Raw genomic sequence first — 16,007 nt, 5'->3', positions numbered from 1 at the left:
ATCAGGAAATTAAAAATGCGTAATTCACTTAAAGCTGTTTTATTTGGTGCCTTCTCTGTCATGTTTTCTGCCGGTCTTCATGCTGAAACACATCAGCATGGCGATATGAATGCTGCCAGTGATGCTTCGGTACAGCAGGTTATCAAGGGCACCGGTGTCGTTAAAGACATTGATATGAATAGTAAAAAGATCACCATTTCGCACGAAGCAATCCCTGCGGTGGGCTGGCCTGCAATGACCATGCGCTTCACTTTTGTTAATGCAGACGACGCTATCAATGCCCTGAAAACCGGCAACCATGTCGATTTCTCGTTTATTCAGCAGGGCAATATCTCCTTACTCAAAAGCATTAACGTTACGCAATCCTGATTGACTGTCCGGAGCGAATACATCCAGTGCGCCTGAACATTCATTAAGGGATTACTGTGAATGAATGATCGGGCGCATATGCCAGGTGTTTTGATTTTTCAGCGAGAAATTGTATGGCTTCTTTAAAGATAAAATATGCTGCAATAATTATCAGCAGCCTCCTAGCAGGAGGGCTGATATCGGTTACTGCCTGGCAGTATGTAAACTCATCACAAAAAACAGTACAAACAGAACAAAAGGCACCGGAGAAAAAGGTACTTTTCTGGTATGACCCGATGAAACCGGGTACCAAATTTGATAAACCCGGAAAATCTCCCTTTATGGATATGGACCTTGTGCCTAAATATGCTGATGAAAGCGACGAGAAAAGCAATGGCGGGATCCGTATTGACCCAACGCAGGTTCAGAACCTGGGATTAAAAACGCAAAAAGTCACGCGCGGAATGCTGAATTATTCTCAGACGATCCCGGCGAATGTCAGTTACAACGAGTATCAGTTTGTCATTTTGCAGGCACGCTCTGACGGTTTTGTCGAAAAAGTGTATCCCCTGACGATTGGCGATCATGTGAAGAAAGGCACTCCGCTTATCGATATCACCATTCCTGAATGGGTTGAGGCACAAAGTGAGTTCCTGCTGCTATCCGGTACAGGCGGTACGCCAACCCAGATAAAAGGGGTTCTGGAGCGACTTCGTCTGGCTGGTATGCCGGAAGAGGATATTCAAAGACTGCGTTCAACCCGCACAATCCAGACCCGTTTTACCATTAAAGCACCTATTGATGGTGTCATTACTGCATTTGACCTGCGCACCGGCATGAATATTTCGAAAGATAAGGTGGTGGCTCAGATTCAGGGGATGGACCCGGTCTGGATCAGCGCTGCAGTGCCAGAATCTATCGCCTATCTGCTGAAAGATACGTCGCAGTTTGAAATTTCGGTACCGGCTTATCCGGATAAAACATTCCATGTCGAAAAATGGAACATTCTTCCCAGCGTGGATCAGACAACCCGTACGCTTCAGGTCCGTCTCCAGGTTTCTAATAAGGATGAGTTTCTCAAACCGGGCATGAATGCCTATCTCAAACTGAATACCAAGAGCCAGGAGATGCTGCTGATACCAAGCCAGGCCGTTATTGATACCGGCAAAGAACAGCGCGTGATTACTGTTGATGATGAAGGCAAGTTTGTGCCGAAACAGATCCACGTTCTGCATGAATCACAGCAACAGTCCGGCATCGGCTCCGGCCTGAATGAAGGCGATACCGTGGTGGTCAGTGGCCTGTTCCTCATTGACTCCGAAGCCAATATTACGGGCGCGCTGGAACGTATGCGCCACCCTGAAAAAACAGAAAGCAGTATGCCAGCAATGTCTGACCAGCCTGTAAATATGCATTCAGGGCACTGAGGAGACGACGATGATTGAATGGATTATCCGGCGCTCTGTCGCCAACCGTTTCCTGGTCATGATGGGGGCCCTGTTTCTCAGCATCTGGGGAACATGGACGATTATTAACACGCCGGTAGATGCCTTGCCTGACCTGTCAGATGTGCAGGTCATTATCAAAACCAGCTATCCCGGCCAGGCCCCGCAGCTTGTAGAAAACCAGGTCACCTATCCGCTTACCACCACCATGCTGTCCGTGCCTGGCGCAAAAACCGTGCGTGGTTTTTCACAGTTCGGGGATTCGTATGTGTATGTCATTTTTGAAGACGGCACCGATCTGTACTGGGCGCGCTCTCGCGTGCTGGAGTATCTGAATCAGGTTCAGGGAAAACTGCCTGCTGGTGTGAGTTCTGAAATCGGTCCTGATGCCACGGGTGTGGGCTGGATTTTTGAATATGCCCTTGTCGATCGCAGCGGAAAACACGACCTTTCAGAACTGCGTTCTCTGCAGGACTGGTTCCTGAAGTTTGAGCTGAAAACCATTCCTAATGTCGCTGAAGTTGCATCCGTAGGCGGCGTGGTTAAGCAGTATCAGATCCAGCTTGACCCGGTAAAACTGACGCAGTACGGCATCAGTCTACCAGAAGTAAAACAAGCTCTTAGCTCATCTAACCAGGAAGCCGGTGGCTCATCTGTTGAAATTGCTGAGTCAGAGTATATGGTCCGGGCCAGCGGTTATCTTCAGACTATTGATGATTTCAAAAATATCGTCCTGAAAACGGGGGAAAATGGAGTACCTGTTTACCTGCGTGATGTTGCCCGCATACAAATGGGACCGGAAATGCGGCGTGGTATCGCTGAGCTTAACGGTCAGGGCGAAGTCGCTGGCGGAGTGGTGATCCTGCGTTCGGGCAAAAATGCACGCGAAGTCATTACGGCGGTGAGGGATAAACTGGACACGCTGAAGGCAAGCCTGCCTGAAGGAGTGGAGATCGTAACGACATACGATCGCAGCCAGTTAATCGATCGTGCGATTGACAACCTCAGTTACAAGCTTCTTGAAGAGTTTATCGTTGTTGCTGTCGTTTGCGCACTGTTCCTCTGGCATGTCCGTTCTGCCCTGGTGGCGATTATTTCTCTGCCACTTGGCCTGTGTATCGCCTTTATCGTCATGCACTTCCAGGGGCTGAATGCCAACATTATGTCGCTGGGAGGGATTGCAATAGCCGTCGGAGCGATGGTGGATGCCGCCATCGTCATGATCGAAAACGCGCATAAACGGCTTGAGGAGTGGGACCATCAGCATCCCGGGGAACAGATTGATAATGCCACCCGCTGGAAGGTTATCACTGACGCCTCCGTTGAAGTGGGTCCAGCGCTGTTTATCAGCCTGCTGATTATCACATTATCGTTCATTCCTATTTTTACCCTGGAAGGGCAGGAAGGGCGTCTGTTTGGTCCGCTGGCCTTTACAAAAACGTATTCCATGGCGGGTGCAGCCATACTGGCAATCATTGTTATCCCTATTCTGATGGAGTTCTGGATCCGCGGGAAAATTCCTGCTGAGACCAGTAACCCACTGAACCGGTTGCTGATTAAAGCGTATCACCCGTTACTGCTCAGGGTACTACACTGGCCAAAAACAACCCTGCTGGTTGCGGCTTTATCCATTTTCACTGTTATATGGCCACTGAGTCAGGTGGGCGGCGAGTTTTTACCGAAGATTAACGAAGGTGACCTGTTGTATATGCCGTCAACGTTACCTGGCGTGTCTCCTGGAGAAGCTGCTGCGCTCTTACAGACCACGGACAAACTAATCAAAACGGTGCCTGAAGTGGCCTCAGTTTTTGGCAAGACCGGTAAGGCTGAGACCGCCACGGATTCTGCTCCGCTCGAAATGATGGAAACCACCATCCAACTGAAACCTGAGGATCAGTGGCGTCCAGGCATGACGATTGACAAGATTATTGAAGAACTCGACAGGACCGTCCGTTTACCGGGTCTGGCCAACCTCTGGGTACCGCCTATCCGTAACCGTATTGATATGCTCTCAACCGGCATTAAAAGTCCGATAGGTATTAAGGTATCGGGTACTGTTCTGTCGGATATCGATGTAACAGCACAGAGTATCGAAGCAGTCGCTAAAACCGTACCTGGTGTGGTTTCCGTACTGGCTGAACGACTGGAAGGTGGACGTTATATTGATGTGGACATTAACCGGGAAAAAGCTTCCCGGTACGGGATGACTGTGGGCGACGTCCAGCTGTTCGTCTCTTCAGCAATCGGTGGGGCTATGGTGGGTGAGACGGTTGAAGGCGTGGCCCGGTACCCTATTAACATTCGCTATCCGCAGGATTACCGTAACAGTCCGCAGGCGTTGAGAGAGATGCCAATCCTGACCCCAATGAAGCAGCAAATTACGCTGGGCGATGTTGCCGATATTAAGGTCGTTTACGGACCAACCATGCTGAAAACCGAAAATGCCCGGCCAGCCAGCTGGATTTATGTTGATGCCCGCGGCAGGGACATGGTGTCGGTGGTGAACGATATTAAGACGGCCATCAGTGAGAAAGTGAAACTGAGACCGGGGACCAGTGTGGCATTCTCAGGACAGTTTGAATTACTCGAGCACGCCAATAAGAAATTAAAACTGATGGTACCGATGACGGTGATGATCATCTTCATCCTGTTATATCTGGCATTCCGCAGGGTTGATGAAGCCCTGTTGATCCTGATGAGCCTGCCGTTTGCCCTGGTTGGCGGGATATGGTTCCTGTACTGGCAGGGCTTCCATATGTCAGTGGCGACCGGAACCGGGTTTATCGCCCTGGCCGGGGTGGCAGCAGAGTTTGGCGTGGTCATGCTGATATATCTGCGTCATGCCATTGAAGCGCACCCGGAATTGTCCCGTAAAGAGACGTTCACACCGGAAGGCCTTGATGAAGCCCTCTATCATGGTGCCGTACTGCGTGTCCGGCCGAAAGCCATGACCGTGGCGGTGATCATTGCGGGTCTGCTGCCAATACTCTGGGGAACCGGTGCAGGTTCAGAAGTCATGAGCCGTATCGCGGCACCCATGATTGGTGGGATGATCACGGCTCCGCTGCTGTCCCTGTTCATTATTCCTGCCGCCTACAAATTAATCTGGCTGCGCAGACATAAAAAAAGCGTGTCCTGAACCTGAAAGGGCACCCCCTGTGGGTGTCCTTCTTTACTGATTCACCCTGACGTCAGGGTTTATATCGATAATATACAGAGGTGAGTATGAAAAAAGTGGTTCTAATGGCGCTGGCTCTCGGCCTTTCACTACCCGCGATGGCGAGTGAAAAAGTGATTGATATGTACAAATCTGAAAACTGTGGCTGTTGTTCCCTGTGGGGCAAAGCGATGGAAAAAGACGGGTTTGAAGTACGAACTCACGTCATGAATGATCAGGCGCTGTCAGCCCTGAAAGAAAAGCATGCTATTCCTGCAGGACTACGAAGTTGTCATACCGCGGTTGCCGGTAATTTGATCATTGAAGGCCATGTGCCTGCGACAACGATACATAAGGCAATGCAGTCTGGTTCGGGTATATACGGTCTCGCCACCCCCGGTATGCCAGCAGGAAGTCCTGGAATGGAGATGGGAGCCCGAAAAGAGGCTTACGATGTTATCGCATTCTCACCGGATGGAAGTAAAAAAGTCTTCCAGCGAATCGAATAGTCAGCGGAACGGCTGATAACGGGACGCCGGTAGCAGGCACTCCTGTGCCGGCGATATTCGTGGTAATCGCATCCATGACATACCCTGAAGACAGAAGATGCTTCGGTATGCATAAGGAGAGTTACTGTGAAAAATGACAATGCAGTGCAACACAACAACCAGACTGCTTCTGAGCAGACATTATCCCCGGACGAGGGCCACGTATTGCATAAGGTGAGAGATCCCGTGTGCGGGATGGCCATCCTGCCCGACAGGGCGCACAGCAGCATTCGATACCAGGACCATCAACTTTATTTCTGCTCCGCCAGCTGTGAGAGTAAATTTAAAGCCCATCCCGATCGTTATCTTACCGAAGATGCCAGTGAACATTCCCATCACCATCACCACGATCATCACGAAGTCAGCCCTGATCAGATAAAACAGCCTCACCACCAGGCGGAAAAAGAGAATTCTGAAGGTGTGTGGACATGTCCGATGCACCCGGAGATACGCCGCAGTGGTCCCGGAAGCTGTCCTGTCTGTGGAATGGCACTGGAGCCGCTTGTAGCTACGGCATCCACGGGGCCGAGTGATGAACTTCACGACATGACAAGACGCTTCTGGCTGGGGTTGTTGCTGGCGTTTCCGGTTCTGGTACTCGAAATGGGATCTCATCTGTTTCTCGACTTGAGGAATACAGTACCGCCACAGTACAACACATGGCTGCAGCTGCTTCTGGCCTCCCCTGTCGTGTTGTGGTGTGGCTGGCCATTCTTCGCCCGGGCCGGAATGTCGTTACGTAACCGCTCCCTGAATATGTTTACCCTTGTTGCAATGGGGACCGGCGTAGCCTGGGTTTACAGCGTCATTGCAACCGTCTTCCCCTCCTGGTTTCCTGCATCGTTCAGAAACATGGATGGCCTGGTGGCCGTTTATTTTGAAGCCGCAGCAGTTATTACAGTGCTTGTTCTGCTGGGACAGGTTCTTGAGCTGCGGGCACGGGAACAAACCTCAGGCGCCATTACTGCGCTTCTGAACCTTGCCCCCAAAACCGCCAGACGGCTGGATCATGACGGTCATGAAACGGATATTAATGCGGAAGATGTCCTGCCTGGCGATAAGCTCCGCATCAGACCTGGAGAGAGTATTCCGGTCGACGGTATCGTGATCGAAGGCAAAACAACCGTTGATGAATCGATGGTGACCGGGGAGTCTATGCCGGTTACCAAAACGAAGGGTGACCCTGTCATTGGGGGGACGATTAATCAGACAGGTAGTCTTATCATCCGTGCAGAGAAAGTCGGTGATGAAACGATGCTCTCACGAATTGTTCAGATGGTCGCTGATGCACAGCGTTCGCGTGCCCCCATCCAGAGAATGGCTGACAGCGTTTCAGGCTGGTTTGTTCCTCTGGTGATACTTATCGCGGTTGTTGCTTTCGTGATCTGGTCTGTCTGGGGGCCCGAGCCCAGGATGGCGCACGGTCTGATTGCGGCTGTGTCGGTCCTGATTATTGCCTGCCCCTGCGCACTGGGGCTGGCCACACCGATGTCGATAATGGTGGGGGTAGGCAAAGGAGCCCAGGCCGGGGTGTTAATCAGGAATGCCGAAGCCCTTGAGCGTCTTGAAAAAGTGGACACGCTGGTTGTCGACAAAACAGGCACGCTCACGGAAGGTTCGCCTACGGTGACAGGGATTATCAGTCTCAATCCGGGTGGGGAAGCATCTCTTTTACGTGTAGCGGCCGCAGTGGAAAAAGGCTCGCAGCATCCGCTGGGTATGGCTGTAGTCCGGGCAGCCCAGCACAGGGGGATCATGATACCCGCAGTCAGTGATTTCAATGCTCCGTCGGGGAAAGGTGTTTCAGGCGATGTTGAAGGTCAACGGGTTGTTATTGGTAATGAACTGGCTATGCAGGAAAACAGTATCGTTATTGATAATCAAAAGGCCGTTGCGGATACGTTGCGGATGGAAGGCGCTACCGTTATCTATGTGGCCACAGATGGGTACCTTGCAGGCCTGATAGCTATCTCGGATCCCGTGAAAGCAACCACGCCGGATGCGCTTAAAGCTTTGCGTCAGGCGGGGATCCGCATTGTTATGCTCACCGGGGATAACCAGCTTACTGCTGAAGCAGTCGCACGGAAACTGGGAATAGATGAGGTTGAAGCCGGGGTTCTGCCTGACGGCAAAAAAGCAGTGATAACCCGACTGAAAGCGTCTGGTCATGTGGTTGCGATGGCGGGGGACGGTGTAAATGATGCCCCGGCGCTGGCAGCGGCTGACGTGGGCATAGCTATGGGAACGGGTACAGATGTGGCAATTGAAAGTGCCGGAGTCACCCTTCTCAAAGGCGACTTGATGATACTGAACAGGGCCCGTCATCTGTCAGAGATCACCATGAAAAATATCCGACAGAATCTGTTTTTTGCATTTATCTACAACGCACTTGGCGTGCCTGTGGCTGCAGGTCTGCTTTATCCTGTGTATGGAATACTGCTGTCGCCAGTTATTGCGGCGGCGGCCATGGCTCTTTCCTCCGTCAGCGTCATTGTGAATGCGTTGCGTCTGAAAAGTGTCAGGCTCGGGAAATAACACTGAGTGAAGGGTCAGTTACGAACAGAAGGAGTCCAGTATGAAAAGTACCACCTATGCGCTTATTGCTGTCGCCGCGATCGCGGCATTTGCCCTCCTGCGCGAACACTGGTCACATGTGGCAGGTTACTGGCCATATCTGTTATTGCTGGTCTGCCCGCTAATGCATCTTTTCCACGGCCACGGAGGGCATGGAGATCATCAACATCACGGAAGTGAAAACGATAAAAAAAATTAATCCGGCAGACGGGGCCGCGTCGCGGTCCCGTTATCAGTCCAGGTATCGTTCGTAGTCTCTGGCATGCGCAAAGGCATGCTGTTCGAGTTTGTTATCAGCGGGTGCCGCTGCCCGGAACGCCAGAGAGTTAACAGGGTTGTTATTGATGACCAGCTCGTAATGCAGATGAGGACCGGATGAACGTCCGCTGTTACCGGATAACGCAATAGCACCTCCCCGTGTAACCCTGGCCCCTTTAGTAACGAGTATTTTATTGAGGTGGAGATAGCGAGTTTTAACACCGGCTTTTCCCGTTACTTCAACAAAATATCCCATGGTACTGTTGTATTCGGCCCGGGTGATTTTTCCGTCGATGACGCTGACTATTTTCGTGTTCATGGGCATGGAATAATCAATGCCATTATGGGGACTCACTTTTCCGGATACCGGGTTAAGTCTTGCAGGATTGAAAGGCGAACTGAGTCTTGCTGTGGCCGGTAACGGATAATCGAGACTGCCTTTCCCGGAAGTATCGGAAAGGTTATAGAACTTTTTATCTGATATACGATACGCCGTGTAATTAAATGAACCGGACGTAAATTTATAGGCCACGACACGTGATTTTCCCGCTTTCTTTTGCAGTACGAGTTTTAATGATTCATTTTTTTTCAAATGCCGCAGATTAAACCGGGAAGGCAAGGAGCGCTGAAGAGTAGCGATCTCGTTCGATTCCAGCCCCGAGCGGGTGGCTGAAAGGCAGGCATTTTCTTTTACGACATCGGTAGAATACATTTACTGGAATTCGCCGTTAGCATGAACACTGCGGCGTATGCTAGGGGTTTTCAGGAGGCGTGTCATCTGTCAGTTAATCGGGAGCACCGTTGATGGTCGTCATTTTTGTAACATATCTTGTTTCCCGTTTGCTCCTGAAGCTCTGGGAACTGTATGACCAGCCCGACGGTGATGATTAACGGGACTGATACAGGTTACGGCAGAGCAATATGGGGCTCATGTCCTGCTACGTAACCCGTCAGTAAAGCCCTGCTGCGCACCTGACGCTAAGCACTAACCCGCCTGCAGTTACCTGGACGAATACAGGCCGCGAAGCTTTCTTGCCTGCGTCTGATGAGCTTCCGCACCGGCATTATTGACCTGCTCATGCACGAGGGCGGCTTTCTCTCCGGCATTCAGTTCGTTAAAAGAAGAAGAGAAGGTCTTTGAATTTTCACCACTCTCGGACAGCATTTTTTTATGTTCCTCAATCATTTTCTGATGTGCATAGGACGGGCTGTTGTTCATAAATGAATGAGCAACAATGGCCCTTTCATGTTCATTCATTTCAGAGAATGAGGGCGTGCTGTTTTTATTAATCCTGTCCGGCAAATTTTCATGCGTCGAGGAATTCACATGACTGACGGCTGAGGCATTATTAACAAATCGATGTGCTTCATGGGCAATATCACTGGACTGAGCAAAAGCTGCCCCACAAAATAAAGCTGTAAACGCAGTGGTCGTGATTAATATATTCATGTGTAATTACCTTCTGAGGTACATAAAAGATGTCCTTATGATCATATATAAAAATAATCAACCTGTGGGGAAGATGACGTAAATGTAATACAGCTATGTACATTACACGATTGTAATGAATTTGTTTCTTAAGGTGTGCTAGCTTCATTTCATTGTAAGTGGATGAACCAGTAATTTAATTTAAATCGGTTCTCGAATTCTGTCAGTAACCATACTTTAAATAAGGGAATGCGCATGCTGTTGAAAACGTCTCGACGAACTTTCCTGAAGGGGTTAACCCTCTCTGGCGTAGCCGGAAGTCTTGGCGTATGGAGTTTCAATGCGCGTTCCAGTCTGAGCCTGCCAGTTGCCGCATCCCTGCAGGGTACTCAGTTTGACCTGACCATTGGTGAAACGGCCGTCAATATCCAGAGGTTGAGCGCCTGCTCGTCTATCCAAAAAGTCAGTGAGCCTCGGTTGGTCAACGCCTTGTTATATTCCGGCCAATTGGTAATGCGAGATTTAGATTTGCCCATCTGATAGCGGTTCCTGCGTGGTATTCACAGGATCTGATCGCATCTGAGACGGAAGGTTCATTCATTTAGGCAACAACGCCATTATCTACTCCAGTTAATCTTAGGTTTCTGACAACTAAAGTCGCTTCTTTAACGCCCGGTCTATGTTCAAAATCACACATAATATCTCTCTTAATCATTAACTCATCATTTTTCTGATGATTTAGGTAAAAAGTAATTAATAAAAAACGGTCAATTTTCTAACCTAGACCGTAAACAGCTTAGGTTAGAATCAAGATATTGATGGCAAAGTTAAAAATGCTCATTTTAATACTGCTATTATATTCATCACTGATACCAAAATATTGAAAAGTACGCATAGATATCTAGTGTTTACTCAACAATCAATACACCCTTATACATTTGCATCTGGCAATGAAATGGATACTCACCTTTTTCCAGTGCCGGTAAGGCTATCGTCGTCGTTTTATCCAGCGCTAAATCTTGGCTAATCTCCAAGTAGGGTAGCAAGACAGTGGCTGAACATCCGGATTTATCTTGGCGTAAAAAGGTTATCTCTGTTGGTCTATTAGCCGAAATTTTAATCCGTGCTGGCGTATACACACCGTCTTTAACCAGTATCAATGTACTAGCGTCAACACTAGAATCGTTTGCCGGTTTATATAGCCAAAACCACCAAATGATAAAACCGATTAATGCGATACACAGTAAATTAATTAACATATTATGCCTCCTAGTGTTCCTTGGCTTTAAACAAACGTAAACGGTTAGCGTTACTCACTACGGTAAGTGATGAAAAGGCCATCGCAGCGCCAGCAATCACTGGATTTAGCAAAATACCAAAAACAGGAAAAAGCACACCTGCTGCTAAGGGAATACCCGCGACGTTGTATATAAACGCGCCAAACAAGTTTTGTTTAATGTTGCGCAGCGTTGCTTTACTAATGGCTATCGCATCGGCTAAGCCATGAAGTGATCCGCGCATTAAGGTCACATCAGCGCTTTCTATCGCCACATCAGTGCCTGTTCCAATAGCAAAGCCAACATCGGCTAACGCTAATGCGGGGGCGTCATTAATCCCATCGCCAGTCATGCCAACCACTTCATTTTGTTGCTGAAGTTCAGCTACTTTATTGGCTTTATCTTCTGGCATGACTTCTGCGAAAAAATCATCAATACCAACTTTTTTAGCCACTGCTGCGGCGGTCGCTTTATTGTCCCCGGTTAACATAATCACTTTGATGCCATTGAGTTTCAGTCTCGCAATCGCTTCAATTGAATCAGGCTTTATCGGATCTGATACCGCAATAATAGCCAGTAATTGCCCTGCAAGCGCTAAATACATTGGTGTTTTAGCATTTTCAGCTAACACTTGAGCCTTAGCTTCGTGAAGGCCAATATCAATGTGTTTGTCTAACATCAGTTTTAAATTACCAAATAGTAATGTCTGGCCATCCACTTCAGCTTCTACACCTTTACCTGAAATGGCATTGAAGTGCTCAGTGTCAATGGCTTCTATACCTCTATCATTCGCACTTTCTACAATAGCTTGCGCGAGTGGATGTTCGGAGTGACTTTCGATTCCAGCAGACAAGGCAAGTACCTGCTCTTCACTGTCGGCATTAACCAAAATAATATCGGTAACTTGCGGTTTACCTTCAGTAATGGTGCCGGTTTTATCTATTATCATGGCGGTTATTTTAGACGCGGTTTGCAATGCTTCACCGTTACGAATAAGCACCCCCGATTCAGCTGCCTTACCAACGCCAACCATCACTGACATTGGCGTTGCGAGACCTAGCGCACAAGGACAAGCAATAATTAATATTGTTGTTGCAGACACGATGGCAAATACACTTGACGGCTCAGGGCCAAAATTAAACCACACCATGGCACTGACTATAGCGATGATCATAATAGCGGGCACAAAGTAAGCGGCTATGACATCTGCTAAACGCCCAATCGGCGGCTTAGAGTTTTGCGCCCGTTTGACCATACTAATAATGCGAGCCAGTGCGGTATCCTTACCTACACGAGTGGCTTTAAATATGATTGAGCCTGATTTATTCAAGGTGCCAGTGAACACATCGTCACCTATCACTTTTTCAACAGGCATTGGCTCACCGGTCAACATTGATTCATCAATGGTGCTGTTACCCTCAAAAACCACCCCATCGACTGGAATTTTTTCGCCAGGGCGAACTTTTACATGATCATTAAGTAATACATGAGCAATATCGATGTCGAGGTCTTTCCCATCACGGATAACCCGAGCAGTTTTAGCTTGCAAACCAATGAGACGCTTAATCGCTTCAGAGGTTTTACCGCGCGCTTTAACTTCTAGTGCTAAACCAAGATTAATTAAACCAATAATCATCGCGGTCGCTTCAAAGTAAACATGTCTTGCCATCTCGGGGAACAATTGTGGAAATGAAACAATCAACATCGAGTAAACCCAAGCAGTACCGGTACCTAAGGCAATGAGGGTGTCCATATTGGCATTATGGTTTAAAAATGATTTCCAAGCGCCGATATAAAAATGCCTACCTGATATAAGCATAATTGCCAGAGTCACCACACCGACCAGTCCCCACACAGTTTGCTCTAATAGGGTTGATACCGTCATTTCGCCAATAAACAGTCCATAAATCATCAACGGGATACCGACGGACAAAGCGATAATGGTATGGCGTAATAAACTTTTATAATGTTGTAAATCAGCCTGTTCTTTCTCGTTCATGGCATCTTCTGCCGACTCAGCCTGTATTTGAGTGGCATTATAACCAGCGCTTTCTACTGCTTTTATAATCAACTCGGCAGATGCGTTACCCGAAACAAGTACTGTTCTGTCGGCAAAGTTCATTTCGGCCGAATCAACGCCTTGCACGCAGTTAATCGCTTTTTCAATTTTGCCAACACAACTCGCGCAACCTGCGCCGAGGATATTGAGTTGTATTGTAGTATAGCCTGTTTTAGTCATCACTTAATCTCCATTGAAGCTTTATCAACATAATGGGGAACTCCTAATTCTTCTGAAACTATATCCTCTTGATTTGTATTCTCTATTAAATGGCAAATCATGTTTCCTGTGGGTATGTTGTCAGGCATTTGAGACCAATCTTGTACCTCCTTAGAAAGCTTACTTCTTAATTTCACCATTTCGTTGAACTGTTGCTCAGTTTCAAGCAGCTTTACTTTAATTAATTCGCGTACAAGTTGACATGCACTATCCCCAAGATCAGTCTTAGAAAAAATAACTTTAATATCTTCGACAGAAAATCCTAAATTTCGAGCACTCAAAATAAATTGCATCCTCACCATATCTTTATGGTTGAATGTTTTATAACCATTATTGGGAGATTTGCTTGGATTGAGTAATCCAATTCGAGTATAAAAACGCACAGTATCAGCGGATACACCCAATTTATTAGCGAGTTGAGCCACTTTCATACAACCTCCAAACCATCATAAATAACTACGATAGTTCAACTATAACTCTGTGTGTAACACACAGCTCAAGAAGTATATTAGGTATTGATAGGGCGCTATGATAGCGCCCTATTAATCCAATTAATGATTCATCATTTTACTGTGTTGTTTCATAATGATAGACATTAACTCTGCATGGTTAACCAGCTTAACTGATTCGCCTTTTAAGCTAGCCGTGTCTATTGTGATCTGAGGGGAGTCGATAAATTTGCGAGCAGATTTTGTAGTGAAAATATCCTTAGCTCTAACCTGAATATCTTCGTTCTTAGTTAAATTCAAACTCCAATATAATGCATCAGATTTTACAAAATTAGTGTCATCTGCTCCCGTTGAGTAATCATCATAAAACTGAAGTTCAAGCAAATGCTGACCAGGTTCAATGTCAATCTGTCCCTTATTAGCCACAGACTGGCCATCAACGGAAGTAAAAATAAGATAATCAGGTAATGTAATAGTAGCAGCCATTGAAACTGTGCTAGCTAAAGATAAAAGTGTAATTGCGATAAATTTTTTCATAAGAAACTCCAGAAGCTTTATGATGCTCATAAGTAAACGAGCAACAAAAATCTTTATAAATTAATAGTAAGTGATTAATTAAAATAAAGAATTAAGCCATTGGAGGGGGATTTTGACTTCCAAGCGAAACCGGAGTTGATATCCATAAAGTCGAGTCAACTTTAGAACTTGTGAATGGATTGTTAATTAAATTTGAGCCCGATAACAAAACAAATGCATTAGCGACTACATGGCAATGGCTAATACAGTGACTTGAATCTTCGGCACAACAGTTATAGTTATCGTCATCACAATCATTGTCCATCATAACTGAATGTGACATAGAGTTAGATTGCATACTTGAAGCAGATATATCGCTAGACATAGCATTACTTGGCACTAATAACTGTGTTATTAATGTCAATATAACTGCTAAATTTAGCAAAATCTTAATCATGCTATTATACTCAATTTAATCATATGGACTACGTTAGCAAATTTTAGAATCAAATTCCATGACGTAAGTCACAATCCTAGGTCTATTAAGATATTCAACTTACAATTATTAAACTATTCAATGAATCCTTACCCTGACATAACACTGGGGAGATGCAGACCTGGGCGGGATATGTGCTCTGTACTATGTAGATATGCCCAAGGGATATTGCAGAGAGCACAGGACTCAGGGCCACCGCATGAGTATTTTATTTGTAACCGAGCTACTAAATCCAGTCTTTAATACTACTTTAAGCATCGATGGATTCATCATGCATCGCTTTTGTTTTCTAACAATGCTTATCTTCGTCGGCTCTGCTCCTAACATATTCAAGCTCATATGATGCAGGCATGATAGATTTTCCGCCCCGTGAGCATTGTATATCAGACATACATCCTCACTCATACTGACATCAAGCACCCAGCGCATCGATTCTATGCCCTAATGTTCTCGAACGACTATCGCTGCTTGTTCGGCAATTAACGCTCTGAAAAGTGATGAACTCAAACAATGGAAACAAGAGAATGACTATCACCAACGCTCCCTGTCAGAAACAGCTATGTATCGTTACAAGCAACTGATTAGCCCGAAATTGAGCCTGCGGGACTACAACGGCCAAGTCGGCGAGGCACTGGCTGGTGTGAAAGTGATGAACAAAGTCATAGGACTGGGTATGCCTATTCGCCAGAGGGTCAATTAATACCAGGAACCCTTTTAGGAAAAGGCATACCTAAGATTGATTTAGGCAACAACGCCTCTGCAATGGGCTTAACGTGCTTTATTTTCCGTTTTCTGAGAGGTCCCCAAAAATATCGCTTGCCTCAGTATGACAACTGTCATACACTATGTTTAAGGTTAGTGCATCGTGCGTTAACCATCGGAGAGCCGAAGCGCATAAGCGGGTGAGGCGAAGGAAAGTATCATGGCAAATCTATCAATCAAATCTCGTAAAACTGGTGAAACTTTTAACTTCTGGATCCCGTTAGACGGAGGATATATTCGTCTTGAATCCCAAGGTCGCAGCGGGACTTTAGGCAGACAAATTTGTGTGGGCGGTGGCTTCATGGGTAACACACTTTCCGCACGTTCTGAGGCCAGCTTTGAAAAGCAATGTCGTAGCTGGTATCGCGCTTACATGCGCAATCAATCAAATATCTAACATCAAATTTATTAAGCCCTGTAATACAGGGCTTTGGAGTCTTATGAGCCAATTACCGCGCAATCCGAGCGAG

General features: G+C 46.9%; 12 protein-coding genes and 5 pseudogenes. 9 read left to right on the top strand and 8 right to left on the bottom strand.

Annotated elements, in window-relative coordinates; translation table 11 throughout:
• Window positions 1-15 precede the first annotated feature (15 nt).
• The 6 genes and pseudogenes from cusF (at window position 16) to L5M37_RS03460 (ending at window position 8,326) form a co-directional block, all read left to right on the top strand.
• Window positions 16-369 carry a cation efflux system protein CusF gene (gene cusF, locus L5M37_RS03485; protein ID WP_001246153.1) on the top strand — a complete coding sequence of 118 codons (354 nt, stop codon included), beginning with the start codon at window positions 16-18 and terminating at the stop codon, window positions 367-369.
• Between the two features lie 113 nt (window positions 370-482).
• Complete coding sequence (gene silB / locus L5M37_RS03480) at window positions 483-1,775, top strand: Cu(+)/Ag(+) efflux RND transporter periplasmic adaptor subunit SilB (RefSeq protein WP_259560931.1); 1,293 nt, start codon at window positions 483-485, stop codon at window positions 1,773-1,775.
• Window positions 1,776-1,785: 10 nt separating this feature from the next.
• Window positions 1,786-4,932 carry a Cu(+)/Ag(+) efflux RND transporter permease subunit SilA gene (gene silA / locus L5M37_RS03475; RefSeq protein ID WP_263199415.1) on the top strand — a complete coding sequence of 1,049 codons (3,147 nt, stop codon included), beginning with the start codon at window positions 1,786-1,788 and terminating at the stop codon, window positions 4,930-4,932.
• 86 nt (window positions 4,933-5,018) lie between these two features.
• Window positions 5,019-5,459, top strand: coding sequence for a DUF411 domain-containing protein (locus L5M37_RS03470; protein WP_000758228.1), 441 nt, complete (start codon window positions 5,019-5,021; stop codon window positions 5,457-5,459).
• Window positions 5,460-5,585: 126 nt separating this feature from the next.
• Window positions 5,586-8,033: an Ag(+)-translocating P-type ATPase SilP gene (gene silP, locus L5M37_RS03465; RefSeq protein WP_259581252.1), complete on the top strand. Its 2,448-nt coding sequence runs from the start codon at window positions 5,586-5,588 to the stop codon at window positions 8,031-8,033.
• A 40-nt stretch (window positions 8,034-8,073) separates the two neighbouring features.
• Window positions 8,074-8,326: pseudogene (locus tag L5M37_RS03460) on the top strand (DUF2933 domain-containing protein).
• Here L5M37_RS03460 and L5M37_RS03455 read toward each other — a convergent pair.
• On the bottom strand, window positions 8,305-9,042 hold the full coding sequence (locus L5M37_RS03455; protein WP_011918416.1) for a peptidoglycan DD-metalloendopeptidase family protein: 738 nt from the start codon (window positions 9,040-9,042) through the stop codon (window positions 8,305-8,307). The pseudogene L5M37_RS03460 and the gene L5M37_RS03455 overlap by 22 nt on opposite strands.
• A 288-nt stretch (window positions 9,043-9,330) precedes the next feature.
• Window positions 9,331-9,780 carry a hypothetical protein gene (locus L5M37_RS03450; RefSeq protein ID WP_011918417.1) on the bottom strand — a complete coding sequence of 150 codons (450 nt, stop codon included), beginning with the start codon at window positions 9,778-9,780 and terminating at the stop codon, window positions 9,331-9,333.
• 234 nt (window positions 9,781-10,014) lie between these two features.
• Between L5M37_RS03450 and L5M37_RS24150 the strand changes: the two are divergent.
• Window positions 10,015-10,188, top strand: a pseudogene (locus L5M37_RS24150) (twin-arginine translocation signal domain-containing protein); the annotation flags it as partial.
• Here the strand turns inward: L5M37_RS24150 and L5M37_RS03440 are convergent.
• The 6 genes and pseudogenes from L5M37_RS03440 to L5M37_RS03415 form a co-directional block, all read right to left on the bottom strand.
• Window positions 10,188-10,295: pseudogene (locus L5M37_RS03440) on the bottom strand (IS5/IS1182 family transposase); the annotation flags it as partial. The pseudogenes L5M37_RS24150 and L5M37_RS03440 overlap by 1 nt on opposite strands.
• 372 nt (window positions 10,296-10,667) lie before the next feature.
• The gene (locus tag L5M37_RS03435) at window positions 10,668-11,018 is read right to left on the bottom strand and encodes a cupredoxin domain-containing protein (RefSeq protein ID WP_011918418.1); all 351 of its coding nucleotides are present in this window, start codon (window positions 11,016-11,018) and stop codon (window positions 10,668-10,670) included.
• Window positions 11,019-11,028: 10 nt separating this feature from the next.
• Window positions 11,029-13,275 carry a heavy metal translocating P-type ATPase gene (locus L5M37_RS03430; protein ID WP_011918419.1) on the bottom strand — a complete coding sequence of 749 codons (2,247 nt, stop codon included), beginning with the start codon at window positions 13,273-13,275 and terminating at the stop codon, window positions 11,029-11,031.
• Entirely contained in the window at window positions 13,275-13,745 is a 471-nt protein-coding gene (locus tag L5M37_RS03425; protein WP_011918420.1) for a MerR family transcriptional regulator, read from the bottom strand. The genes L5M37_RS03430 and L5M37_RS03425 overlap by 1 nt, the downstream gene beginning before the upstream one ends.
• A 120-nt stretch (window positions 13,746-13,865) precedes the next feature.
• A complete protein-coding gene (locus tag L5M37_RS03420; protein WP_011918421.1) occupies window positions 13,866-14,300 on the bottom strand; it encodes a DUF2057 family protein in 435 nt (144 codons plus the stop codon).
• Between the two features lie 661 nt (window positions 14,301-14,961).
• Window positions 14,962-15,264: pseudogene (locus L5M37_RS03415) on the bottom strand (transposase); the annotation flags it as partial.
• Between L5M37_RS03415 and L5M37_RS03410 the strand changes: the two are divergent.
• Together L5M37_RS03410 and L5M37_RS03405 are read left to right on the top strand one after the other, a co-directional pair.
• A pseudogene (locus tag L5M37_RS03410) lies at window positions 15,251-15,475 on the top strand (IS5/IS1182 family transposase); the annotation flags it as partial. The pseudogenes L5M37_RS03415 and L5M37_RS03410 sit on opposite strands and share 14 nt — an antisense overlap.
• A 222-nt stretch (window positions 15,476-15,697) precedes the next feature.
• Window positions 15,698-15,934 carry a hypothetical protein gene (locus L5M37_RS03405; RefSeq protein WP_259581254.1) on the top strand — a complete coding sequence of 79 codons (237 nt, stop codon included), beginning with the start codon at window positions 15,698-15,700 and terminating at the stop codon, window positions 15,932-15,934.
• Window positions 15,935-16,007: the final 73 nt, after the last annotated feature.

The organism is Shewanella sp. SM69 (assembly GCF_025653985.1).
Taxonomy (GTDB): Bacteria; Pseudomonadota; Gammaproteobacteria; order Enterobacterales; family Shewanellaceae; genus Shewanella; species Shewanella oncorhynchi.
Note: the sequence above shows the minus strand (reverse complement) of the source record. Positions and strands in the feature narration are given on the sequence as shown.

Coding starts and splice junctions, on each gene's coding strand:
- L5M37_RS03420 (WP_011918421.1), bottom strand. CDS start 14,300: ATGAAAAAATTTATCGCAATTACACTTTTATCTTTAGCTAGCACAGTT.
- silB (WP_259560931.1), top strand. CDS start 483: ATGGCTTCTTTAAAGATAAAATATGCTGCAATAATTATCAGCAGCCTC.
- L5M37_RS03435 (WP_011918418.1), bottom strand. CDS start 11,018: ATGTTAATTAATTTACTGTGTATCGCATTAATCGGTTTTATCATTTGG.
- L5M37_RS03455 (WP_011918416.1), bottom strand. CDS start 9,042: ATGTATTCTACCGATGTCGTAAAAGAAAATGCCTGCCTTTCAGCCACC.
- L5M37_RS03430 (WP_011918419.1), bottom strand. CDS start 13,275: ATGACTAAAACAGGCTATACTACAATACAACTCAATATCCTCGGCGCA.
- L5M37_RS03405 (WP_259581254.1), top strand. CDS start 15,698: ATGGCAAATCTATCAATCAAATCTCGTAAAACTGGTGAAACTTTTAAC.
- silA (WP_263199415.1), top strand. CDS start 1,786: ATGATTGAATGGATTATCCGGCGCTCTGTCGCCAACCGTTTCCTGGTC.
- L5M37_RS03450 (WP_011918417.1), bottom strand. CDS start 9,780: ATGAATATATTAATCACGACCACTGCGTTTACAGCTTTATTTTGTGGG.
- L5M37_RS03425 (WP_011918420.1), bottom strand. CDS start 13,745: ATGAAAGTGGCTCAACTCGCTAATAAATTGGGTGTATCCGCTGATACT.
- L5M37_RS03470 (WP_000758228.1), top strand. CDS start 5,019: ATGAAAAAAGTGGTTCTAATGGCGCTGGCTCTCGGCCTTTCACTACCC.
- cusF (WP_001246153.1), top strand. CDS start 16: ATGCGTAATTCACTTAAAGCTGTTTTATTTGGTGCCTTCTCTGTCATG.